We start from the raw sequence: 22,116 nt of genomic DNA, 5'->3' as shown, positions 1-22,116 counted from the left end.
GTCCGCTAAACGGCTTTTCCCTTCAGTAATTTCCTCACCCAGTAACGATTCGGATTGAGTGCTGCCAGGGTACTGGCATCCAGAGGCTGCGGCTCGCCCGCCAGCTGAGCTGCCAGTACTTCGGCCGCCAGCGGCGCACTGCACAGGCCGCGCGATCCCAGCGCCCCAAACAGATACAAGCCCGCAAGATCGGGTGCGTCAGCGATATCGCTGCCTGCCGCCTGCTGTGCCGGTAAATCAGCATACTGCGCCAGCGTAGCAGCATAATCCGGCACGCCGCCCACCATCGGCAGGTGATCCCGGGTGGCGCAGCGCACCCCCATTCTTGCCTCTCCGTCACTGACATCCACCGTTTCGGCCCAGCTGCTGTCAGGCAGGCAATGCAGCAGGCGGCTGCGGTTCTCCTGCTGATCCTCCTCCCGATACGCGGTTGCGGTATCGCCACGGTGATAGCTGGCCCCGATACAGTGCGTACCAAACTGCGGGCTGACAGGCGTCAGATAGCCGTCGTAACAGAGCACCGTTTGCAGCGCGTTGAGGCCCGGCGTGGAGGGAACATGGCTTACCTGACCGGCCACCGGATAGGTCGGCAGCGGGGCGCTTTGCGCAAAGTCAGCAATCGCATGACCGTTTGCCAGTACGACGGTCGGATGACGTACCGCCGGACGATCGCTGAACGTCAGCATCCAGTGATCATCCTCACGGGAAAGCGCGCTCACCCGGTGCAGCCAGTGAATGCGCAATCCCTGGGTTTCGCCATGCGCCAGCATCGCGGTGGTCAGCTCTGCCGGTGAGAGCCAGCCGCCTTGCGGATAGAAAATGCCGCCACAGCCATGTTCAACATTTGCCCGTTTTTCAGCTTCTGCCACATCGACGCCACAGGCGATGATTTCAGGCAGGTCCATCGCCAGCATCTGATCGATCTTCTTACGGCTTTTCTCATCCCAGCCCAGCTGCAGCACACCGCTCCAGTGATGCTCATAGGTGACGGTTAATTGATCATAGAGCCGCCGGGCAAAGCTGAAGGCCGAGGGGAAAAAAGTGGCAAGTGCCGGGTCGTGCTGATTGAGCAGCGGATAGAGCGCTCCCTGACGGTTGCCGGATGCGCCCAGCGCGGGCGCCTCATCGGCGCAATAAAGCGTTACCCGCCAGCCGCGACGCAGCAGCGCCAGCGCCAGGGTGGCACTGGCGACGCCGCCGCCAATAAGAGCCACATCACGCTGCTCCGCACATTGACGATGATACCAGGGCTGCGCGGCGGGCAGCGGAGGCGCATCCTGCAACGGCCCGCATAGCATTTCGCGCTTCGGACCAAATCCTTTGCGGCGGATGACCGCAAAGCCCGCCTGCTGCAGACCGCGCCGGACAATACCTGCAGCCGTAAAAGTCGCGAAGGTCCCCTGCGGCCGCGCCAGTTTTGCCATCATGCCGAACAGCTCCGGCGTCCACATATCCGGGTTCTTTGAGGGCGCGAACCCATCCAAAAACCAGGCATCTACCTGACGATTCAGGCTCTCATCCAGCTGATCCATCAGCAGGTTAATATCGCCCAGCCACAGGTCGAGCGTGATGCGGCCGCCATCAAACAGCAGACGCTGACAGCCGGGCAGGGCAGCGGGCCACTGCGCCTGCAGCGCCTCCGCCCAGGGGGCCAGTTCGGGCCAGTGCTGCTGCGCCGCAGTTAAATCTTCACGGGTTAACGGAAATTTCTCAAAGCTGATGAAATGCAGACGTTTTAAAGTGGCGTCGGGCTGTTCGCGCTGAAACGCATCGAACGCCTGCCACAGCGTCAGGAAATTAAGACCGGTGCCAAAACCGCTCTCCGCCACGATCAGCAGATCGCGCGGATGCTCAGCAAAACGCTGGGGAAAACCGTTGCCGCCAAGGAAGACATAGCGTGTCTCTTCCAGACCGTTGTCATTAGAGAAATAGACATCGCCAAACGCTCGGGAAACAGGTGTACCCTGTTCATTCCAGTTTAGCTTTGCATGTTCAACCGGGGTCAATTTCACGGTAAAGGCTCGTTTTTCAGGCAGTGGCGCGATTCTAGCGACCCGCGTGACATGACGCAAATTTACAAAAGGAAATAGCTGATCGGACTTGTTCGGCGTACAAGTGTACGCTAGAGTGCATGCCAATTAAGAAGAAGTGGATGAGGAAGATTGAATGAAACGTGCTGTGATTACTGGCTTAGGGATCGTTTCCAGTATTGGTAATAACCAGCAGGAGGTGCTGTCATCTCTGCGTGAAGGACGCTCTGGCATCACCTTTTCTGAAGAGATGAAAGATTCCGGCATGCGTAGTCACGTCTGGGGTAACGTTAAATTAGATACCACCGGCCTCATCGATCGCAAAGTTGTGCGCTTTATGAGTGATGCGTCCATCTATGCTTATCTTTCCATGGAAGAAGCGATTAAAGATTCTGGCCTTAGCGCTGAAGCGTATCAGAGCAACCCACGTGTGGGTCTGATTGCGGGTTCAGGCGGCGGCTCCCCACGTTTCCAGGTATTTGGTGCTGACGCAATGCGCAGCCCACGCGGCCTGAAAGCGGTTGGCCCTTATGTGGTCACCAAAGCGATGGCCTCTGGCGTCTCTGCCTGCCTCGCAACGCCATTCAAAATTCATGGCGTAAATTACTCGATTAGCTCCGCCTGTGCCACCTCTGCGCACTGTATCGGTAACGCCGTTGAGCAGATCCAGCTTGGCAAACAGGATATCGTTTTTGCGGGCGGCGGCGAAGAGCTGTGCTGGGAAATGGCCTGTGAGTTCGACGCCATGGGCGCGCTCTCTACCCGTTACAACGACACGCCAGAAAAAGCGTCACGCACTTATGACAATGAGCGCGACGGCTTTGTTATCGCCGGTGGCGGTGGCATGGTCGTCGTTGAAGAGCTGGAGCATGCGCTGGCACGTGGTGCGCATATCTATGCCGAAATCGTCGGTTATGGTGCCACTTCAGACGGTGCAGACATGGTTGCTCCATCAGGTGAAGGCGCAGTGCGCTGCATGAAGATGGCGATGCACGGTGTCGATACCCCGATTGACTATCTGAACAGCCACGGAACCTCTACCCCGGTGGGTGATGTGAAAGAGCTGGGTGCGATTCGTGAAGTGTTTGGCGATAACACGCCATACATCTCAGCAACGAAAGCGATGACCGGCCACTCTCTGGGTGCGGCTGGCGTGCAGGAAGCGATCTACTCGCTGCTGATGCTGGAGCATGGCTTTATCGCGCCAAGCATCAACATCACCTCGCTTGATGCGGCAGCAACCGGTATGAACATCGTCACTGAGCCGATGGAAAAAGAGCTGACTACCGTGATGTCTAACAGCTTTGGTTTTGGCGGTACCAACGCCACATTGACCATGCGTAAATATCAGGCGTAATTATTACGTCAGCACTCTGAAGGGCCGGCTTGCCGGCCCTTTTTGTTTTACAGCCCATCCGCTTTACCTCGTTCAACCCTCCGTTTTAGCCCTCCCGCTGCAGCAGCCGCAGCAATGTATCGCATCCTGCCACAATCTCGTCAGGCGTCAGTGCGGCAAAGCCCAGCATCCAGCCTTGCTGAGACGAAGGCCCGGCATAAAGCGGACTCAGACGCGGCAGCAGCAAACCCTGTTGAGCCGCCAGTGCGCTTAATCGCGCTTCATCCTGTTGCAGTCTGACAGTTACCTGCAATCCGCCGCTGCTGACAATCGGCGTGATCCACGGCGACAGTTGCTGAGCGATTAGCGTCAGCAGCAGATCGCGACGGCTGCGATAGAGCTGACGCATCAGCCGCAGATGGCTGGCGAAATGTCCCTGTTGCAGAAAGGCGGCGGTGACAGCCTGCGGCAGCAGGGCGCTGTGTCCATCCAGCACGCTGCGTGCCTGGCCTATGGGGGTAATCAGCGCGGGCGGGACCACCATCCAGGCCAGCCGCAGGGAGGGAAACAGCGACTTCGAGAAGGTACCCAGCGTAATCACCCGCTGATGGCGATCCAGTCCCTGTAGCGCAGGGATAGGACGTTCGTCGTAGTGAAATTCGCTGTCATAATCGTCTTCGATCAGCCAGCACCGGTTGCGCTGCGCCCAGTCCAGCCACGCCAGGCGTCGCGTCAGGCTCAGCGTCACGCCGGTAGGGTAATGATGCGATGGCGTCAGATACATCAGTTTTGCACTGCCGCTGGCGGGGATGGCACCTTCGGCATCGACCTCAATCCCGCGCACCTGTGCGCCGGCAGCCAGAAAGGCGTTACGCGCACCAGGATAGCCCGGCTCCTCCATCCATACCTCATCACCGGGATCGACGAACATCATTGCCAGTAACTGCAGTGCCTGTTGTGAACTGGTCAGAATGATCACCTGTTCCGGCTGGCATGCCACGCCCCGGGAAAGTGCCAGATAATCCGCGAGTGCGCTGCGTAACGGCAGGTAGCCGCAGGGATCGCCGTATCCCATTGCGGCACTGCCCAGTGAACGCTGCACGCTGCTGCCGAGGCGTCGCCACGTGTCATGGGGAAAAGCGCGTAACTCCGGTGAACCGGCGGCGAATGCATGGGGAAAAGGGGGATCCTGACAGCCACCGGTTGCCAGTACCTGCTGGCCCCGCGCCGAGAAACGGACGGGCTGAGGCCGGGCTGGAAATGATGATGAGTGGGTGGGGATGATGATGGCAACAAAAGTACCGCGACCGGTCTCGCGTCGCAGATAGCCTTCACTTTCCAGCTGTCCGTAGGCCGCTTCCACCGTCACACGTGACAGACGCAGATCCTGCGCCAGCTGACGACTGGACGGCAACTGCTGACCAGCATGCAGATGGTGCCGGTTGATCGCCAGTCGCAGGGTAGAGCAGAGCCGCTCGCGCACGCCGCCACTGGTCTGATGCTGAAAAAGTTGTAATAACGGTGAAGACATATGGGTCTTATACCTGATGGGGAATGGGTATCAGTAAGCAGTCCACTTTGCCGTAAACTGCAGACTCACCACAACAGGAGAATCGCTATGTCATCGGTTTTACGAATTCCGGCCGCCACCCCGCAGCAAAGCCTCGACTATCTGCAGGCAAAACTCGCTTTTTACACCGACGCCTGGGATCTGGCGGAAGATCTGGGGCAGCAAATCCCGGATATCGTGGTAATCGATGCTCGCGCGCCGGAGGCTTATCGCGCAGGGCATATTTGCGGCGCGATCAACTTTCCGCATCGCGAGATGGATGCCACTACCACGGCCCGGCTCGATCGCAGCAAAGTTTATGTCACGTATTGTGACGGCATTGGCTGTAACGGCTCGACGAAAGCGGCCTGGAAACTGGCCTCGCTGGGATTTCAGGTGAAGGAGTTGATTGGCGGGCTGGATTTCTGGAAACGTGACGGTCATCCGCTGACCTGGGGTGATGCACCGGGCGAATGGCCAGTCGCCGCGCCCAAAGCATTCTGTGGTTGTTAACTCAGAGGACCACCCAGAGTAAAAGGGTGATGACGACCAGAGCGACAAAGAAGCCCAGCAGGGGGCGCTCTGCCAGAGGCTGAATCGCGGGCGGCAGCGACGCAACAAAGGGCGACCAGATCGGCTGCGGTTTAATCTCGCTGGCTGCCAGAGGCTGTTCGAGAAGTTTTTCTGCCCGGTCGGCGCGACGGCTGAACAGGAAGTTCAGCAGATCCTGGGTCTGCGTTACGGTGAGCACCGTCTGCGGCGTGGCCTGGAAACGCTGCTGGCTGTAATCCTCCAGTTGCTGCCGCTCCTGCTGATCAAGCGGCTGTTTCAGGGACGCTTCCAGCAATTGCAGCGTCGGTGCGCTGTGCTGACTCAACGTCTGACGTACCTGCAGATACTGTGTCAGCAGTGGGAAGTGGCGCGACGGGATGGGATCACCGCTGGTCAGATTGACCAGTTTCAGCGCAGCCGTCCACAGCTTACCGGTGGATTCGCCAGTGGCAGCGGCCAGGCGTACCACCTGCTGATTCAGCGTATGGTGCTCGGCAGGCAGCAGCGTGCGATCGCTGACGCGGATCTGCTGCGGCTGAGGAATGGTCATCTGCCCGTTCTGCAGCATCGTCAGCACCTGGCGCAGCTGATCCTGGCTCAGCGCGCTCAGTACGGTCTGACCAAATTGCTGACGGATAAAGTCGCTGACGGCCTGACGGTTATTCCCTTTCGGCAGCAGATCGGTGAGCTGGGTCATCAGCTGGCGTGTGGCATGCCCATTTTGCGTCTGCGTAAGGCGGCCATTAAGGTACTGTTCCGCTGCCGGAAAATGACGCGATTGCAACTCCGCTTCACTTTTTACGCCCACTTCATGGCGTACGCCCGCCCACAGTTCAGGCGCTTTAAGATTACTGAGCGATGAGATACGCACGATCAGGCGTTCTAACGTTGTGCGCTGCGCAGGGGAGAGGGGCTGTTCACCGGCCACTGAACCGTGACGCGTTACGCCAGTTTGCGGATTGACAGATGAACGATCGCCGACCGGCACACCGGGGCCGCTGAGTGGTTGCATGGCGGATTCCTTGGGAAAACAGAACAGCGTGGGGTGCGCCGGAAAATGAATAGGCCATGATAGCAAAAGCCCCCGGGAAATCCCACGGGGGACATGCGTTTCGGCGCGAGATTTACGCTTCAGCTGTAGACTCTCTTCACTGCCATCCTCAACAGTACCCTCACTCGCCACAGCCGCTACCCGTAATCTGCCGGCCGCGCTATTCAGGGCAGCGGGTGACTCACCGGTTTACGGCGGGTTAAGGGGGTACGCAGCCGCTGCGCCAGTATCACACCGCCAAGCGTCAGACCGCCGCCAATCCAGTGGTAACTGTGTAGTTGCTCATGCAGAAAAATCACCGCGATCACCGCGGTAAATACCGGGATCAGATTCATAAAGATACTGGTGGTGCTGGCACCCAGACGCTGCACACCGTGGATCCACAGGAACGGCGCGATGATCGAAGCAAACAGACCGGCAAAGGCCACCAGCGGCAGGTTGTGCCGGTTAAGCGCCACCTCGGGGGCCAGCAGAAAACCAGGCAGCAGCAGAACGACGCCAAATAAAATCTGCACATACAGGCTTTGCCAGATCGGCAGCGGCAGTGCCCAGCGTCGTGTCAGCACGCCATACAGCGCATAGGCGGCGGAGGCGGCCAGCATCAGCAGTTCACCTTTGCCCAGACCGTGATTCAGCAGCTGCATCACGTTGCCCTCACTGACCAGCCACACCAGACCGGTAAAGGAGATGATGCTGCCGAGCAGGATGCCCAGCGTCGGCGCAATCCGTAGGATCACCACGCTCAGCAGCACGGTGAGCAGGGGGATGAGGGCGCCGATAATGCCCATAAAGAGTGCGCTGACACTTTGTGCTGCGTAGTAGGCGAGACTCTGATAGAGCACCATGCCGAGCAGGCCAAGGATCGCCAGCCGCCAGAGGTGCGGTTTAATGACCTGACGCGTGCGCCAGACGCCGGGCAGCACAAAGGGCGTCAGCACCAGCAGCGCCAGTAACCAGCGGTAGAATGAGATCGCCGCCGGATCGATCGCATCCGCCGAGAGTTTGCTGACAATTGAGTTGATCGACCAGATTATTACCGCAAAGAGCGGGTACAGGAAAAACATGCTGACTCTCCACACGCCATAATGAGGCGCAGTGTACGCTTGTCCGGATTTATTCAGATAGTTAATATCGGACAAAATTAGTTGTGGAGCGGACAGAATGACCCTGAAAGTGATCTACCAGCCGCCCCTTGACGCGCCGCAACTGCGCTACTTTATGCGTTATGAGCAGGCCAATGCCCGCACCGAATATCTGCCGCATGCGCATGCCTGGGGTCAGCTCATTATGGTGAAAAGCCACGTACTGGAGATGCAGGTCGAGGGTGAGCGATTGCTGACACCGGCAGATATTCCGGTCTGGATCCCACCGGGTCAGCTTCATAGTAGCTATAACCATCGTCAGGCACAGTTCCGTACCTTTAATCTGGCGGCCCCGTTATGCGCCGATCTGCCCCGGCGCGCCTGCCTGCTGCTGGTCGATCCCATTGCACATGCCATTATGGATGAGTTTGCTGAGCAGCAAATCGAGCAACCCGAAACGGATGCGCAGTGGCGGCTGTGCGAGGTGCTGCGCGATCGCCTGCAGCTGGCGCAGGTACAGGAGAGTTATCTGCCCACCTCTGACGATAAATTTCTGGCGCCGGTGTTACATGCGCTGGAAGCGCATCCGGGCGATAACACCACGCTGGCAGGCTGGGCGGCGCGGGTCTTTACCACCGAACGGACGCTGGCGCGGCGCTGCCAGCAGCAGCTTCATATGACCTTTGGCGAGTGGCGGCAGCGGCTGCGGTTTCTGCGCGCCATTGTGCTGCTGGAGCAGGGGGAAAGCGTGCAGAGCATCGCCCATGAGCTGGGGTACAGTTCAGCTTCGGCGCTGATTGTGATGTTCCAGCAACAGGCGGGAACCACGCCCGAACGCTACCGTGCGCGGTTAGGCTAACGCGTCGCTTTGTGCCAGAATAATTGCCTGATATGTAACTGACAGGAAAGCCGTGGTGAAAATTCTGGTCGATGAAAATATGCCTTATGCCCGTGAGCTATTCAGCCGTACCGGCGACGTGGTCGCGGTGCCGGGGCGTCCGCTGCCGGTGGCTGAACTGGCCGATGCCGATGGCCTGATGGTGCGCTCAGTCACCCAGGTTAATGAGGCCCTGCTGGCAGGAAAGCCGGTGAAATTTGTCGGAACCGCCACGGCGGGCACCGATCATATCGACGAGAACTGGCTGCAGCAGGCGGGCATTGCGTTCTCTGCCGCACCCGGCTGTAACGCCATTGCGGTGGTGGAGTATGTTTTTTCTGCGCTGTTGCTGCTGGCGGAACGCGATGGTTTCCAGCTGCGTGACCGCACTGTCGGCATCGTTGGCGTCGGTAACGTCGGTGGGCGACTGCAAAAGCGTCTTGAGGCCTGGGGCATCAAAACCCTGCTGTGCGATCCGCCGCGCGCCGATCGCGGTGATGAGGGGGATTTCCTGTCGCTGGAGGCTGTGACAGAGCAGGCTGATATTCTGACGTTCCATACGCCGCTGTTTAAAGAGGGCCCGTATAAAAGCTGGCATCTGGCGGATGCGGCGCTGCTGATGGCGCTAAAGCCTAATACTATTCTGATCAACGCCTGTCGCGGCCCGGTGGTGGACAACAGCGCGCTGCTGGAGGTGCTGAAAATGCGGCACGATCTTAGCGTCGTGCTGGATGTCTGGGAGCCGGAGCCGGATCTGTCGCTGGCGCTGCTGGATAAGGTCGATATCGCCACGCCGCACATCGCGGGCTACACGCTGGAAGGCAAAGCGCGCGGCACCACCCAGGTGTTTGAAGCCTGGTGCGACTTTATTGGTCAGCCGCAGCAGGTGCCGCTCAGCACCTTACTGCCGGTGCCGGAATTCAGTGAAATCACCCTGAATGGCCCGCTGGATCAGCCAACGCTGAAACGCCTGGCGCATCTGGTGTATGATGTGCGCCGCGATGATGCCCCCCTGCGTAAAGTGGCGGCGAAACCCGGCGAGTTTGATCGCCTGCGCAAGCAGTATCAGGAGCGCCGCGAGTGGTCATCGCTGCAGGTGAACTGCGATGACGCCACAACCGCTGAGCTGCTGAACCAGCTGGGCTTTAACGCAATCATCTCCCCGGAATAGCGGGCGCTGCAGGTCAGGCGCCCTGGCGCGGTTTCCGCACTGAATTAATCAGTGAACGGAAGGCGGGCGCTGCTGGCATGTCTGCATGACGGCGGGTTCTGGGGGGATATACCCAATGGATTTCGGGTTGCATTGAGGCGGCAAGAGAACGAATCCCGATGCGCTTACTCAGGTAAGTGATTCGGGTGAGTGAACGCAGCCAACAAAGATGCAACGTGAAAGACGACGGGGATAAATCTGAATCCCTGGGCGGTGAATATCACCGCCTTCTGTTTTTATGTCATTGTCTGGAGTAAACCAACATGTCTGACGGCTGGAATATTGCGCTACTTGGCGCGACAGGCGCAGTAGGGAACGCTGTACTGGAACTGCTGGCGGAACGCCAGTTCCCGGTTGGTGAATTATATTTGCTGGCCAGCGAAAACAGCGCGGGCGAAATCAAACGTTTCGAAGGCCGCTCGGTGCGGGTCGAAAATGCGGAGACGTTCGACTGGTCACAGGCGCAGCTGGCCTTTTTCGTGGCGGGACGTGACGCCTCGGCGCGCTTTGCCGATGAAGCGGCCAATGCCGGTTGTCTGGTGATCGACAGCAGCGAGCTGTTTGCGCTGGAACCCGATGTGCCGCTGGTGGTGCCAGATGTGAATCCGCAGGTGCTGGCAGATTATCGCAATCGCAACATCATCAGCGTGGCGGACAACCTGGTAAGCCAGCTGCTGACCGCAATTAAACCGCTGGTGGATGCGGCCGGATTGAGTCGTTTACAGGTGACTAACCTGATCTCAGTCTCCAGCTACGGCAAAGTGGCTGTCGATGCGCTGGCCGGGGAAAGTGCCCGCCTGCTGAACGGTATTCCGGCCGATGAACACCATTTTGGTCGTCAGCTGGCGTTTAACCTGATGCCACAACAGGCCGACGCAGAAGGCAGCGTGGAGAGTGAGCGTCGCCTGATTGATCAGGTGCGTAAGGTATTGCAGGACGAAGGCTTACCGATTGCGGTCAGCAGCGTACAGGCTCCGGTGTTCTACGGTAATGCGCAGATTGTGCATATCGAAAACCTGCGCCCGCTCTCTGCGGAAGAAGCGCGTGCCGAACTGGCGCTGGCGTCAGATATTCGTCTGAGCGAAGAGGATGAAGTGCCGACGCCGGTCACGGATGCCTCAGGCAACGGCGAACTGAGCATCGGCGCTGTGCGCAACGACTACGGTATCCCGGAGCTGCTGCAGTTCTGGTCAGTAGCGGACAACATTCGTTTTGGCGGCGCGCTGATGGCGGTGAAAACCGCTGAGAAACTGGTTCAGGAGTATCTGTAACCATGTCCGATGGTCAGACGCAAAAACTGGCGCTCGGCATCGAGTATGACGGTAGCCGTTACTACGGCTGGCAGCGTCAGAATGAAGTCCGCAGCGTGCAGGAGAAGGTAGAACGCGCGCTGTCGAAAGTCGCCGATCATCCGGTCAGCATTTTTTGTGCTGGCCGCACCGATGCAGGCGTACACGGGACGGGGCAGGTGGTCCATTTCGAGACCACCTCGCAGCGGCCTGATGGCGCCTGGACGCTGGGCGTCAACGCTAATCTGCCGCCGGATATTGCGGTGCGCTGGGTGAAAGCGGTGCCGGATGAATTTCATGCCCGCTTCAGCGCCACGGCCCGACGCTATCGCTACCTGATCTACAATCAGCGTCTGCGTCCGGCGGTGCTGGCGCAGGGCGTGACGCACTTTTACCATCCTCTGGATGCAGAGAAAATGCAGCGAGCCGGGCAATGTTTGTTAGGCGAGAATGATTTCACCTCATTCCGCGCGGTGCAGTGCCAGTCGCGTACACCGTGGCGCAACGTGATTCACCTCAACGTGACGCGTCAGGGTCCCTACGTGATTGTGGATATCAAAGCCAATGCCTTTGTGCATCACATGGTGCGCAATATCGTGGGCAGCCTGATGGAGATAGGCTGCGGCAATAAGCCGGAGTCATGGATGGCAACGCTGCTGGCGGCGAAGGATCGGACATTAGCCGCAGCCACAGCCCGGGCAGAGGGGTTGTATCTGGTGGCGGTGGATTACCCATCCCACTTTGCGTTACCACAGCCGTCGATGGGACCGTTGTTCCTCGCGGATTAATTCACTTTCAGGACTTAAAAGGGCGCGCCATGGAGTTTCTCCATTTTCTGGTTGATTTTATTCTGCACATTGATGTGCATCTTGCCGAATTGGTTGCACAGTACGGTATCTGGATTTACGCTATTTTGTTCCTGATTTTGTTCTGCGAAACCGGTCTGGTGGTGACGCCCTTCCTGCCGGGTGACTCGTTGCTGTTTGTGGCGGGCGCACTGGCGGCGTTGCCGGGTAACGATCTTAATGTGCATGTGATGGTGGCATTATTAGTGGTGGCCGCGGTTCTGGGCGACGCAGTGAACTACACCATTGGCCGCCTGTTTGGCGAAAGGTTGTTCAGTAACCCGAACTCGAAGATTTTCCGTCGCAGCCATCTGGATAAAACCCATGCGTTTTATGCCCGTCATGGTGGAAAAACCATTATCCTGGCGCGCTTCGTGCCGATCGTGCGAACCTTTGCGCCGTTTGTTGCCGGTATGGGCCATATGTCCTATCGCCACTTCGCGCTGTTCAACGTAACGGGTGCGCTGCTCTGGGTGCTGCTGTTCTCCTATGCCGGCTACCTGTTTGGCGATCTGCCGGTGGTGCAGGAAAACCTGAAGCTGCTGATTGTGGGCATTATCCTGGTCTCGATTCTGCCAGGTGTGATTGAAGTCTGGCGTCATCGCCGTCAGGCTAAGCAGCAGAAGCAGCCGTAAGGCTGCGCTCAGGGGTAAGACCAGATTTTTATCCACAGTCTGAACAGGTTGTGGTTTAATGAGCGACATTTACCGTCTGCTGAAGCGGTTTTCAGCAGTATCAAGACGACTGGACCAGGTCAGTTTTAAACAGAAAGGTCATCAATGAGCTGGATTGAACGCATTCTTAATAAAAGCACCGGAACGCCTGTGCGCAAAGCCAGTATCCCGGAAGGGGTCTGGACCAAGTGTGACAGCTGTGGTCAGGTGCTCTACCGCGCCGAGCTGGAGCGTAATCTTGAGGTCTGCCCGAAGTGTGACCATCACATGCGGATGCACGCACGTGAGCGCCTCGGCAGTGTCCTCGATCAGGGCACGATGGTTGAGCTGGGTAGTGAACTTGAACCTAAAGATCTGCTCAAGTTCCGTGACTCCAAAAAGTACAAAGATCGTCTGATCGCGGCCCAGAAAGACACCGGTGAGAAAGATGCGCTGGTGGTCATGAAAGGTCAGCTGCACGGCATGCCGGTTGTTGCGGCAGCCTTTGAATTTGCCTTTATGGGCGGTTCAATGGGCTCTGTGGTCGGTGCGCGTTTTGTACGTGCGGTTGAGCAGGCGTTAGAAGATAACTGCCCGCTGATCTGCTTCTCCGCCAGCGGCGGGGCGCGTATGCAGGAAGCGCTGCAGTCGCTGATGCAGATGGCGAAAACCAGTGCGGCACTGGCAAAAATGCGTGAGCGCGGTCTGCCTTATATTTCCGTGCTGACTGACCCGACCATGGGTGGCGTTTCGGCCAGTTTTGCCATGCTGGGCGACCTCAATATCGCGGAACCTAAAGCACTGATCGGCTTTGCCGGCCCACGCGTTATTGAGCAGACCGTGCGTGAAAAACTGCCGCCGGGCTTCCAGCGCAGTGAGTTCCTGATTGAAAAGGGCGCGATTGATATGATCATTCGCCGTCCGGAAATGCGCTACAAACTGGCAAGCCTGCTGGCAAAAATGATGAACCTGCCGGCACCGCTGCATGACGGTGAACAGTCCGCTCCGGCGACGACTGAATCGGAAAGCAACGAGGCCTGACAGGAGATAGAGAGGTGCGTCCAAAGCACCTCTTACCAATGCACCGTATACCGCAGCAGCAGCCTGCCAGGTATAAATAAGCAAAACGGGACATATGGACAATCTTCACCTTCCCCAAGCCACGTCGCCTTTGGCCACGTGGCTTTATTATCTTGAGCACCTGCATACTCAGGCCATTGAACTGGGTCTGGACCGTATTCGTCAGGTAGCGCTTCGTCTCGACCTGCTGAAACCCGCTCCTTTTGTCTTTACCGTGGCCGGTACCAATGGCAAAGGCACCACCTGTCGCACCCTGGAAACGCTGCTGATCGCCGCGGGCTACCGCGTTGGCGTGTACAGCTCACCGCATCTGGTGCGCTATACCGAGCGCGTGCGGGTTCAGGGAGAGGAGCTGAGTGAAGCGCAGCACTGCGCCAGCTTTGCGGAGATTGAAGCCGGACGTGCAGATATTTCGCTGACCTATTTTGAATTTGGCACGCTCTCTGCGTTGAATCTGTTCCGCCAGGCGCAGCTGGATGTCGTGATCCTCGAAGTCGGCCTCGGCGGACGGCTGGATGCGACAAACATCGTGGATGCCGATGTCGCGGTGGTCACCAGCATTGCGCTCGATCACACCGACTGGCTTGGCCCGGATCGCGAAAGCATCGGGCGTGAAAAAGCGGGTGTGTTCCGGGCGGGGAAACCTGCGGTAGTGGGTGAACCGGATATGCCGCAGAGTATTGCCGTGGTCGCACAGGAAAAAGGTGCGCAGCTGTTGCAGCGCAACCGTGACTGGTCGTGGCATGCGCAGGCAGAAAGCTGGTCACTGCGTGATGCGACGGGTGAGCTGAACGATCTGCCGCTGCCGCAGGTGCCGCTGCCTAACGCGGCGACCGCGCTGGTGGCGCTGCGGGTCTCCGGGCTTGAGGTCAGTGAGGCGCAGATTCGCGCCAGCCTGCCGCTGGCGATGCTGCCAGGCCGTTTTCAGACCCTCAGCGAATCACCACGCATTATTCTGGATGTCGCCCATAACCCGCATGCGGCAGCATATCTGGCGTCGCGGCTGTCGTCACTGCCGAAACGCGGCAAAGTGCATGCCGTGGTGGGTATGCTGCATGATAAAGATATCGCCGGTACGCTGGCGGCGCTGGCACCGGTGGTCGATACCTGGTACTGCGCGCCCCTCGAGGGCCCGCGTGGCGCCAGTGCTGAGCAACTGCTGAACAACCTGTCGCAGGGCGAGGCTTTTAGTTCGGTTGAGCTGGCCTGGCAGCAGGCACGCCAGCGGGCAGCGCCGCAGGACATTGTGCTGGTCTGTGGTTCATTCCACACCGTTGCACAGGTCATGGAATCGATTGAAACGGAGAAAGGACGTGGCAAGTAAGTTTCAGAACCGTTTAGTCGGCACCGTTATTCTGGTCGCCGTTGGCGTGATTGTGCTGCCAGGGCTGCTGGATGGTCAGAAAAAGCATTACAAAGAGGAGTTCGCCGCCATTCCGCTGGTGCCGAAACCTGACGATCAGCAGGACAGCGAAATGGTGCCGCCGGTAACCCAGTCGCTGCCGGCACAGCCGCCGGAAGGCGCGGGCAATGCGGTCAGCAGCAGCAATGGCAATGGCAACGGTAAAACCAACGCTACGGCAGAGCAGGGTCGGACTCAACCGGAAGACGAGAGCGATCCGGTAGTGGTCTCGCCGCCGCCGGTCCATCAGTCTGTGCCCGCACAGACGGTGACGAAGCCGAAGGTCGTTGAGCAGCAGAAACCGAAAGTAACAGAACAGCCTAAGCAGAAGCCGGTCGAACAGCAGAAGCCAAAAGCCGTGGAGCAGCCTAAACCTAAACCGGTTGAACAGCCTAAAGTGGTCGAACAGCCGAAGCAGGAAGAGGCGCCAAAATCAGCAGAGACGACAGCGCCGGCAGGGCAGGCTTATGTGGTGCAGTTAGGTGCGCTGAAAAACGCCAGCAAAGTGAATGAGATTGTCGCGCAGCTGCGGCTGTCGGGCTATCGCGCCTTTACCGTGCCTTCAACGCCGGTACAGGGTCAGATCACCCGCATTTACGTTGGGCCTGATGCGTCGAAAGCCAAAATGCAGAGTGCGGTTGGCGAGCTGAAAAGTATCTCAGGACTGGGCGGTGTCGTGAAGCCATACAGCGCCCGCTAAAACGGGCGATTGGCGCTGCCGATAGCAGTAACAGGCAGCGTCTTTTACCCCTCAGACAGCGCGTTTAATGCGCGCTGCCGCGAAAAAAATTGACGATTTTCAACGGCCTGTCCGGTTGAGAATCACCCGGGCGATAGCGTTTTTTTTCATCGCCTTTTTTATGGATGCAGAAAAAGAAAACCGCTACGCAAACGTTTTCTTTTTCTGTTAGAATGCGCCCCGAACTGGATGCAGGGGTGCAATTGCACTGGCGCTGGAAGAGTTCATGATCTGGATTGATTACGTCATTATTGCGGTAGTTGGTTTTTCGGCTCTGGTCAGCCTGGTCCGTGGGTTTGTCCGGGAAGCCTTATCTCTTGTTACCTGGGGATGCGCGTTTTTTGTCGCCAGTCATTACTACGCCTACCTTGCAGTCTGGTTTACAGGTTTTGACGACGAACTGGTTCGTAACGGTATCGCCATCGGTGTGCTGTTTGTGGCAACCCTGATTGTGGGGGCCATTGTGAACTACGTTATCGGCACGCTGGTGGAAAAAACCGGCCTGTCGGGAACCGACCGGGTGTTGGGCGTCTGTTTCGGGGCATTGCGTGGTGTGCTGATCGTAGCCGCTTTGCTGTTCTTCCTCGATACATTCACTGGGTTTTCCAAAAGTCCGGACTGGCAACAGTCTCAACTCATTCCCGAGTTCAGTTATATAATCAGGTGGTTTTTTGATTACCTGAAAAGCACGTCGAGTTTTTTACCCCGGTGATGTGACCGGGAGTGCGGCTTAATGAGGAAATGACAACATGTGCGGTATTGTCGGTATCACCGGTTTCATGCCGGTCAACCAGTCGATCTATGACGCGTTAACGGTGCTCCAGCACCGCGGGCAGGATGCCGCAGGCATTTGTACTATCGATGCGCTGAAATGTTTTCGCCTGCGAAAGGCAAACGGCCTGGTCAGCGACGTTTTCGAAGCACGCCACATGCAGCGTCTGCAGGGCAATATGGGGATCGGTCACGCGCGTTATCCAACCGCGGGAAGCTCCAGTGCCTCTGAAGCGCAGCCATTCTATGTAAACTCCCCGTATGGCATCACCCTGGCGCACAACGGTAACCTGACCAACGCCCATGTGCTGCGTAAGCACCTGTTTGAAAAGGGCCGCCGTCACGTTAATACCACCTCAGATTCTGAAATCCTGCTGAACATCTTTGCGCAGGAGTTAGATCGTTTCCAAAACGATCCGCTGACAGCCGACAACATCTTTGCTGCGGTTGCTGCCGTGCATCAGCAGGTGCGCGGAGCCTATGCGGTAGTGTCGATGATTATCGGCCACGGCATGGTCGCCTTCCGTGATCCTAACGGTATCCGTCCGCTGGTGCTGGGCAAGCGCGTTATCGCTGATGGCCGCACCGAATATATGGTCGCCTCCGAGAGCGTGGCGCTGGATACGCTGGGCTTTGAGTTCATCCGTGACGTTGCACCGGGTGAAGCGGTTTATGTGACTGAGGCGGGCCAGCTGTCTACCCGCCAGTGCGCTGAAAATCCGAAAAGCAATCCGTGCCTGTTCGAGTATGTCTATTTTGCGCGTCCCGACTCCTTCCTCGACAAAATCTCGGTCTACAGCGCCCGTGTTCGTATGGGCACCAAGCTGGGTGAGAAAATTGCGCGCGAGTGGGAAGATCTCGATATCGACGTTGTGATTCCGATTCCTGAAACCTCCACCGATATCGCGCTGGAAATTGCACGTATTCTCGACAAACCCTATCGCCAGGGCTTCGTGAAGAACCGGTACGTTGGCCGTACTTTTATCATGCCGGGCCAGCAGTTACGCCGCAGCGCGGTGCGCCGCAAGCTCAACGCTAACCGCGCCGAATTCCGTGATAAAAACGTGCTGCTGGTGGATGACTCTATTGTTCGCGGTACCACCTCAGAGCAGATTATTGAGATGGCGCGTGAAGCGGGCGCAAAAAGGGTTTATCTGGCGTCAGCGGCGCCGGAAATTCGTTTCCCGAACGTCTACGGTATCGATATGCCTAGCGCCACGGAACTGATTGCGCATGGCCGTGAAGTGGAAGAGATTCGCCAGCTGATTAAAGCCGATGCGCTGATCTTCCAGGATCTGGACGATCTGATCGAAGCGGTTCGCGAAGAGAATCCGGACATTGCACAATTTGAGTGCTCGGTGTTCAACGGCATTTACGTGACGAAAGATGTCGATCAGCAATATCTGGAGTATCTTGAGTCGCTGCGTAATGATGATGCCAAAGCGCTTCAGCGGCAGAACGAAGTCGAAAACCTCGAGCTGCACAACGAAGGCTGATACCTTCAGCAGGCGGGCAGCATAAAACAGGGCGGGAGCAATCCCGCCCTGTTTGTTTTCAGAAACCCGCAGGCCGCGTATGATGGCCCATTGGCTGACATAAGGTTGGAATATGAAACGACTCATCATTGGCATCTCTGGCGCAAGCGGGGTGATCTATGGCGTGCGCATGCTGCAGGTGTTGCAGCAGGTGGAAGAAGTAGAAACGCATCTGGTTATGAGTCAGGCGGCGCGTCAGACGCTGGGGCTGGAGAGCGATTATTCGCTGCGTGACGTGCAGGCGCTGGCCGATGTGGTGCATGACGTGCGCGATATTGCAGCAAATATCTCATCTGGATCGTTTAAAACTCTGGGCATGGCGATTTTACCCTGCTCAATGAAAACGCTCTCTGGCATCGTCCACAGTTACAGTGACTCGTTGCTGACCCGTGCGGCTGACGTGGTGTTAAAAGAGCAGCGTAAGCTGGTGCTGTGCGTGCGCGAAACCCCGCTGCATGTTGGCCATTTGCGAATGATGACCACTGCCGCAGAGCTGGGTGCCATTATTATGCCACCCGTGCCGGCATTCTATCATCGGCCTGAAACGATCGATCAGCTGATCGATCAGACCGTTAACCGGGTGATCGACCAGTTTGATATCGAATTATCGGAAGATCTCTTCACGCGCTGGCAGGGTGCATAAAGTTCCGCTGGCGCACTTATTTAGTGCATAAGCGCGCCTCGGATCACTCTTCGTGCATTTGACGCACCAAAAGTTAACAACGTCGCTTTTTCTCTTTTACTTCACTGCTATATTCCCCTCACAAACACAGCGTTTTCGCCTGTCTGACATCACGCTAACAGCGTGGTTAACTTGCAGAACTGGCATGAAACATGCAAATTACTTTGCGCAAACACATCACGAACCACATAACAAAAAGCACTTCACTTGAGGGTAATCTATGAAAAAGCGTGTTCTGGCTCTTTCCCTGATGCTGGGCTTATCCAGTGCTGCCAGCGTCTTCGCGGCGGTTCCGGGTTCAATCCGTATCGGCACAGATCCAACTTACCCACCGTTTGAGTCGAAAAACGCGCAAGGCAAGTTAGTGGGCTTCGATATCGACCTCGCTAACGAAATCTGTAAACGTATTCATACCCAATGTACCTATGTAGAGAGCGACTTTGATGCGCTGATCCCTTCGCTGAAAGCGAAGAAAATTGATGCCATCATCTCCTCACTTTCCATCACAGCGAAACGTCAGGAAGAGATCGCCTTCTCGGAAAAACTCTACGCCGCTAACGCGCGTTTAGTCGCGCCGAAGGGATCGAAAATTGAGCCGACCATTGAGTCCCTGAAAGGCAAAAATATCGGTCTGCTGCAGGGCACCACGCAGGAAACTTACGCCAATCAGAACTGGCGGCCAAAAGGGGTGAACGTCACGCCTTATGCAAACCAGGATCTGGTCTATCAGGATCTGAATGCCGGTCGTATTGATGCTGCCTTCCAGGATGAAGTGCAGGCCAGCGAAGGATTCCTGAAGCAGCCGGTCGGTAAAAATTACGCCTTCGCCGGTCCGGCCGTGAAAGATGACAAGATTTTTGGCGTCGGTACCGGCATGGGACTGCGTAAAGATGACAGCGAACTGAAAGCCGCCATCGACAAAGCCTTTGCTGACATGCGTAAAGATGGCACCTACGACAAGATTGCGAAGAAATACTTCGATTTCAACGTGTACGGCGACTAACCATCCTGTCGCTTTACCCTCTGTGTCCGTTTTGCCGGGTCTGAGCCGGTTCTGCCAGGTGCAGAATCGGGTTCTTTTCCGCTAATGGCGGATGGCATCTGCAACAGAGAGGTAAAGCTAAACTGCCCGTCTCGCTTGCGGGCAGCGTTTCGTTTTCACCCCACGACAGGACCCTCTCGATGCTGTATGGCTATTCTGATGTAATTCTTCGGGGCACGCTGGTGACGCTGGAACTGGCTCTCACTTCCGTCGTGCTGGCAGTGCTGCTGGGCCTGATTGGCGCAGGCGCGAAACTGTCGCGCAGCCGGCCACTGGCGATGATTTTTGAAGGCTACACCACGCTGATTCGTGGCGTGCCAGACCTTGTACTGATGCTGCTGATCTTCTACGGTCTGCAGATTGTCCTCAACCAGATAACCGATGCGCTGGGCATGGCGCAGTTTGATATCGACCCGATGGTCGCCGGTATCATCACGCTCGGCTTTATCTATGGTGCCTACTTCACCGAAACGTTCCGCGGCGCCTTTATGGCCGTGCCTCAGGGGCAGATTGAAGCAGCAACCGCGTTTGGTTTTACCGGCGCGCAGGTGTTCCGCCGCATTCTGTTTCCGGCCATGATGCGCTACGCGCTGCCAGGCATCGGCAACAACTGGCAGGTGATTCTGAAAGCCACCGCGCTGGTCTCGCTGCTGGGGCTGGAAGATGTGGTGAAGGCGACGCAGCTGGCAGGAAAAAGTACCTGGCAGCCGTTCTACTTCGCCATTGTGGCCGGTGTGATTTATCTGGTATTCACCACGCTGTCAAACGGTGTGCTGTGGTGGCTGAACCGGCGCTATACGGTGGGTGTGAAGAGGGCGAGTTATGATTGATATTATTCAGGAATACTGGAAATCGCTGCTCTGGACTGACGGTTATCGTTTTACCGGTGTAGCTATCACCCTGTGGCTGCTGATCCTCTCGGTCACCATTGGCGGATGTCTGGCAATCCTGCTGGCGATAGCGCGGGTTTCCCCTAACCGGTTTATCAGCTTTCCGGTCTGGCTCTTCACCTACGTTTTTCGCGGCACGCCGCTCTATGTGCAGCTGCTGGTGTTCTACTCCGGCATGTACACGCTGGAGATTGTGAAAGGCACTGAACTGCTGAATGCCTTTTTCCGCAGTGGTCTGAACTGTACGCTGCTCGCCTTCACCCTCAACACCTGCGCCTACACCACGGAAATTTTTACCGGTGCGATTCGCTCGGTGCCACACGGTGAAATTGAGGCGGCACGGGCGTACGGCTTCTCTACTTTTAAACTTTATCGCTGCATTATCCTGCCATCGGCGCTGCGTACGGCACTGCCGGCCTACAGCAACGAAGTGATTCTGATGCTGCACTCCACGGCGCTGGCCTTCACCGCCACCGTGCCGGATCTGCTGAAAATCGCGCGCGATATTAACTCGGCAACCTATCAGCCGTTTACCGCCTTTGGTCTGGCGGCTGTGTTGTACCTGATTATCTCTTACGTGTTGATCAGCCTGTTCCGCCTGGCGGAACGTCGCTGGCTGGCCCACGTGAAACCCTCTTCATCGCATTGAGTAGAACTATGGCTGACAATAAATTAAGCGTCACCGAATTGCATAAGCGTTACGGTGAACATGAAGTGCTGAAAGGGGTCTCGTTAACTGCTAAAGCGGGCGATGTGATCAGTATCATTGGATCGTCCGGCTCAGGGAAAAGTACCTTTTTACGCTGCATCAACTTCCTCGAAAAACCGAGTGAAGGCAGCATCATGGTGAATAACCAACAAATCACCTTAGTCCGTGACAAAGATGGTCAGCTCAAAGTGGCTGACAAAGAGCAGCTGCGCGCGTTACGTACCAGCCTGACCATGGTGTTCCAGCATTTTAATCTGTGGAGTCACATGACCGTGCTGGAAAACGTGATGGAAGCCCCGATTCAGGTGCTGGGGCTGAGTAAAGCGGCGGCGCGTGAGCGTGCCATCAAATACCTCGATAAAGTCGGGATTGATGCGCGGGCACAGGCAAAATATCCGGTTCACCTCTCCGGCGGTCAGCAGCAGCGTGTGTCGATTGCGCGCGCGCTGGCAATGGAGCCAGAAGTATTGCTGTTTGACGAACCCACTTCGGCGCTTGATCCGGAGCTGGTCGGGGAAGTACTGCGCATCATGCAGAAGCTGGCGGAGGAGGGCAAAACCATGGTGGTCGTGACCCACGAGATGGAGTTTGCCCGTCACGTCTCCAGTCATGTCATTTTCCTGCATCAGGGTAAAATCGAAGAGCAGGGACCGCCTGCGGAACTGTTCGGCAGTCCGAAAAGCCCGCGTTTACAGCAGTTCCTCAAGGGATCGCTGAAGTAACGGTTAGATGTTAGTTAAGGCGAGGGAATCAGGGCACCGGCGTAACGTGCCCTGCGCAGAATAAGTGCGA

The 22,116-nt window shown here is 57.1% G+C and carries 21 protein-coding genes; 17 read left to right on the top strand and 4 right to left on the bottom strand.

All coding sequences use genetic code 11. The features are described 5' to 3' along the window. Positions 1-5: 5 nt before the first annotated feature. The gene (gene mnmC, locus AC6I8B_RS13645) at positions 6-2,012 is read right to left on the bottom strand and encodes a bifunctional tRNA (5-methylaminomethyl-2-thiouridine)(34)-methyltransferase MnmC2/FAD-dependent 5-carboxymethylaminomethyl-2-thiouridine(34) oxidoreductase MnmC1 (RefSeq protein ID WP_332837853.1); all 2,007 of its coding nucleotides are present in this window, start codon (positions 2,010-2,012) and stop codon (positions 6-8) included. Positions 2,013-2,166: 154 nt separating this feature from the next. On the opposite strand from mnmC, the gene fabB reads away from it, so the two are divergent. Beyond that, positions 2,167-3,387: a beta-ketoacyl-ACP synthase I gene (gene fabB / locus AC6I8B_RS13640; protein WP_010257968.1), complete on the top strand. Its 1,221-nt coding sequence runs from the start codon at positions 2,167-2,169 to the stop codon at positions 3,385-3,387. A gap of 85 nt (positions 3,388-3,472) precedes the next feature. Here the strand turns inward: fabB and pdxR are convergent, their stop codons facing one another. Continuing rightward, positions 3,473-4,897 (bottom strand): MocR-like pyridoxine biosynthesis transcription factor PdxR, encoded by a 1,425-nt coding sequence (gene pdxR, locus AC6I8B_RS13635; RefSeq protein ID WP_033772309.1) that lies wholly within the window; start codon positions 4,895-4,897, stop codon positions 3,473-3,475. A gap of 87 nt (positions 4,898-4,984) precedes the next feature. Here pdxR and AC6I8B_RS13630 point away from each other — a divergent pair, with 87 nt between their 5' ends. Continuing rightward, positions 4,985-5,428 (top strand): rhodanese-like domain-containing protein, encoded by a 444-nt coding sequence (locus AC6I8B_RS13630; protein ID WP_111534457.1) that lies wholly within the window; start codon positions 4,985-4,987, stop codon positions 5,426-5,428. Between the two features lies 1 nt (position 5,429). Here the strand turns inward: AC6I8B_RS13630 and flk are convergent, their stop codons facing one another. Together flk and AC6I8B_RS13620 are read right to left on the bottom strand one after the other, a co-directional pair. Further along, positions 5,430-6,479, bottom strand: coding sequence for a flagella biosynthesis regulator Flk (flk, locus tag AC6I8B_RS13625; protein WP_010257977.1), 1,050 nt, complete (start codon positions 6,477-6,479; stop codon positions 5,430-5,432). A 203-nt stretch (positions 6,480-6,682) separates the two neighbouring features. Further along, entirely contained in the window at positions 6,683-7,582 is a 900-nt protein-coding gene (locus AC6I8B_RS13620; RefSeq protein ID WP_010671444.1) for a DMT family transporter, read from the bottom strand. 97 nt (positions 7,583-7,679) lie between these two features. Between AC6I8B_RS13620 and AC6I8B_RS13615 the strand changes: the two genes are divergently transcribed. The 15 genes from AC6I8B_RS13615 (at position 7,680) to hisP (ending at position 22,046) form a co-directional block, all read left to right on the top strand. Beyond that, the gene (locus AC6I8B_RS13615) at positions 7,680-8,459 is read left to right on the top strand and encodes an AraC family transcriptional regulator (protein ID WP_010257982.1); all 780 of its coding nucleotides are present in this window, start codon (positions 7,680-7,682) and stop codon (positions 8,457-8,459) included. A gap of 55 nt (positions 8,460-8,514) precedes the next feature. Continuing rightward, a complete protein-coding gene (gene pdxB, locus AC6I8B_RS13610; RefSeq protein ID WP_033778724.1) occupies positions 8,515-9,648 on the top strand; it encodes a 4-phosphoerythronate dehydrogenase PdxB in 1,134 nt (377 codons plus the stop codon). A 302-nt stretch (positions 9,649-9,950) separates the two neighbouring features. Further along, positions 9,951-10,958, top strand: a complete 1,008-nt coding sequence (locus AC6I8B_RS13605; RefSeq protein ID WP_022625082.1) for an aspartate-semialdehyde dehydrogenase — start codon at positions 9,951-9,953, stop codon at positions 10,956-10,958. A gap of 2 nt (positions 10,959-10,960) precedes the next feature. Then, the gene (gene truA, locus AC6I8B_RS13600) at positions 10,961-11,764 is read left to right on the top strand and encodes a tRNA pseudouridine(38-40) synthase TruA (protein WP_008926481.1); all 804 of its coding nucleotides are present in this window, start codon (positions 10,961-10,963) and stop codon (positions 11,762-11,764) included. A gap of 29 nt (positions 11,765-11,793) precedes the next feature. After that, the gene (locus tag AC6I8B_RS13595) at positions 11,794-12,456 is read left to right on the top strand and encodes a DedA family protein (protein WP_010257990.1); all 663 of its coding nucleotides are present in this window, start codon (positions 11,794-11,796) and stop codon (positions 12,454-12,456) included. A 144-nt stretch (positions 12,457-12,600) separates the two neighbouring features. Beyond that, positions 12,601-13,515 (top strand): acetyl-CoA carboxylase, carboxyltransferase subunit beta, encoded by a 915-nt coding sequence (gene accD, locus AC6I8B_RS13590; RefSeq protein WP_010257992.1) that lies wholly within the window; start codon positions 12,601-12,603, stop codon positions 13,513-13,515. 94 nt (positions 13,516-13,609) lie between these two features. Beyond that, positions 13,610-14,878, top strand: coding sequence for a bifunctional tetrahydrofolate synthase/dihydrofolate synthase (folC, locus tag AC6I8B_RS13585; protein ID WP_157352678.1), 1,269 nt, complete (start codon positions 13,610-13,612; stop codon positions 14,876-14,878). Continuing rightward, the gene (dedD, locus tag AC6I8B_RS13580) at positions 14,868-15,656 is read left to right on the top strand and encodes a cell division protein DedD (RefSeq protein WP_031590598.1); all 789 of its coding nucleotides are present in this window, start codon (positions 14,868-14,870) and stop codon (positions 15,654-15,656) included. The genes folC and dedD overlap by 11 nt, the downstream gene beginning before the upstream one ends. A 265-nt stretch (positions 15,657-15,921) precedes the next feature. Then, complete coding sequence (gene cvpA, locus AC6I8B_RS13575) at positions 15,922-16,407, top strand: colicin V production protein (protein WP_003854265.1); 486 nt, start codon at positions 15,922-15,924, stop codon at positions 16,405-16,407. Positions 16,408-16,444: 37 nt separating this feature from the next. After that, on the top strand, positions 16,445-17,962 hold the full coding sequence (gene purF / locus AC6I8B_RS13570) for an amidophosphoribosyltransferase (RefSeq protein ID WP_010258001.1): 1,518 nt from the start codon (positions 16,445-16,447) through the stop codon (positions 17,960-17,962). 112 nt (positions 17,963-18,074) lie between these two features. Then, positions 18,075-18,644, top strand: a complete 570-nt coding sequence (locus tag AC6I8B_RS13565) for a UbiX family flavin prenyltransferase (RefSeq protein WP_010258003.1) — start codon at positions 18,075-18,077, stop codon at positions 18,642-18,644. Between the two features lie 259 nt (positions 18,645-18,903). Beyond that, positions 18,904-19,686 (top strand): lysine/arginine/ornithine ABC transporter substrate-binding protein ArgT, encoded by a 783-nt coding sequence (gene argT, locus AC6I8B_RS13560; protein WP_010258004.1) that lies wholly within the window; start codon positions 18,904-18,906, stop codon positions 19,684-19,686. 179 nt (positions 19,687-19,865) lie between these two features. Next, positions 19,866-20,555 carry a histidine ABC transporter permease HisQ gene (locus tag AC6I8B_RS13555; protein WP_010258006.1) on the top strand — a complete coding sequence of 230 codons (690 nt, stop codon included), beginning with the start codon at positions 19,866-19,868 and terminating at the stop codon, positions 20,553-20,555. Beyond that, the gene (locus AC6I8B_RS13550) at positions 20,548-21,264 is read left to right on the top strand and encodes an ABC transporter permease (RefSeq protein WP_157352674.1); all 717 of its coding nucleotides are present in this window, start codon (positions 20,548-20,550) and stop codon (positions 21,262-21,264) included. Before AC6I8B_RS13555 ends, AC6I8B_RS13550 begins: the two co-directional genes overlap by 8 nt. Positions 21,265-21,272: 8 nt before the next feature. Beyond that, positions 21,273-22,046: a histidine ABC transporter ATP-binding protein HisP gene (hisP, locus tag AC6I8B_RS13545; RefSeq protein ID WP_010258014.1), complete on the top strand. Its 774-nt coding sequence runs from the start codon at positions 21,273-21,275 to the stop codon at positions 22,044-22,046. Positions 22,047-22,116: the final 70 nt, after the last annotated feature.

Source organism: Pantoea sp. X-Soil-ISGK-285 (assembly GCF_059730815.1).
This window is presented reverse-complemented; position numbering and strand designations above follow the sequence as displayed.

Coding starts and splice junctions, on each gene's coding strand:
- fabB (WP_010257968.1), top strand. CDS start 2,167: ATGAAACGTGCTGTGATTACTGGCTTAGGGATCGTTTCCAGTATTGGT.
- pdxR (WP_033772309.1), bottom strand. CDS start 4,897: ATGTCTTCACCGTTATTACAACTTTTTCAGCATCAGACCAGTGGCGGC.
- AC6I8B_RS13630 (WP_111534457.1), top strand. CDS start 4,985: ATGTCATCGGTTTTACGAATTCCGGCCGCCACCCCGCAGCAAAGCCTC.
- flk (WP_010257977.1), bottom strand. CDS start 6,479: ATGCAACCACTCAGCGGCCCCGGTGTGCCGGTCGGCGATCGTTCATCT.
- AC6I8B_RS13620 (WP_010671444.1), bottom strand. CDS start 7,582: ATGTTTTTCCTGTACCCGCTCTTTGCGGTAATAATCTGGTCGATCAAC.
- AC6I8B_RS13615 (WP_010257982.1), top strand. CDS start 7,680: ATGACCCTGAAAGTGATCTACCAGCCGCCCCTTGACGCGCCGCAACTG.
- AC6I8B_RS13605 (WP_022625082.1), top strand. CDS start 9,951: ATGTCTGACGGCTGGAATATTGCGCTACTTGGCGCGACAGGCGCAGTA.
- truA (WP_008926481.1), top strand. CDS start 10,961: ATGTCCGATGGTCAGACGCAAAAACTGGCGCTCGGCATCGAGTATGAC.
- AC6I8B_RS13595 (WP_010257990.1), top strand. CDS start 11,794: ATGGAGTTTCTCCATTTTCTGGTTGATTTTATTCTGCACATTGATGTG.
- accD (WP_010257992.1), top strand. CDS start 12,601: ATGAGCTGGATTGAACGCATTCTTAATAAAAGCACCGGAACGCCTGTG.
- folC (WP_157352678.1), top strand. CDS start 13,610: ATGGACAATCTTCACCTTCCCCAAGCCACGTCGCCTTTGGCCACGTGG.
- cvpA (WP_003854265.1), top strand. CDS start 15,922: ATGATCTGGATTGATTACGTCATTATTGCGGTAGTTGGTTTTTCGGCT.
- purF (WP_010258001.1), top strand. CDS start 16,445: ATGTGCGGTATTGTCGGTATCACCGGTTTCATGCCGGTCAACCAGTCG.
- AC6I8B_RS13565 (WP_010258003.1), top strand. CDS start 18,075: ATGAAACGACTCATCATTGGCATCTCTGGCGCAAGCGGGGTGATCTAT.
- argT (WP_010258004.1), top strand. CDS start 18,904: ATGAAAAAGCGTGTTCTGGCTCTTTCCCTGATGCTGGGCTTATCCAGT.
- AC6I8B_RS13555 (WP_010258006.1), top strand. CDS start 19,866: ATGCTGTATGGCTATTCTGATGTAATTCTTCGGGGCACGCTGGTGACG.
- AC6I8B_RS13550 (WP_157352674.1), top strand. CDS start 20,548: ATGATTGATATTATTCAGGAATACTGGAAATCGCTGCTCTGGACTGAC.
- hisP (WP_010258014.1), top strand. CDS start 21,273: ATGGCTGACAATAAATTAAGCGTCACCGAATTGCATAAGCGTTACGGT.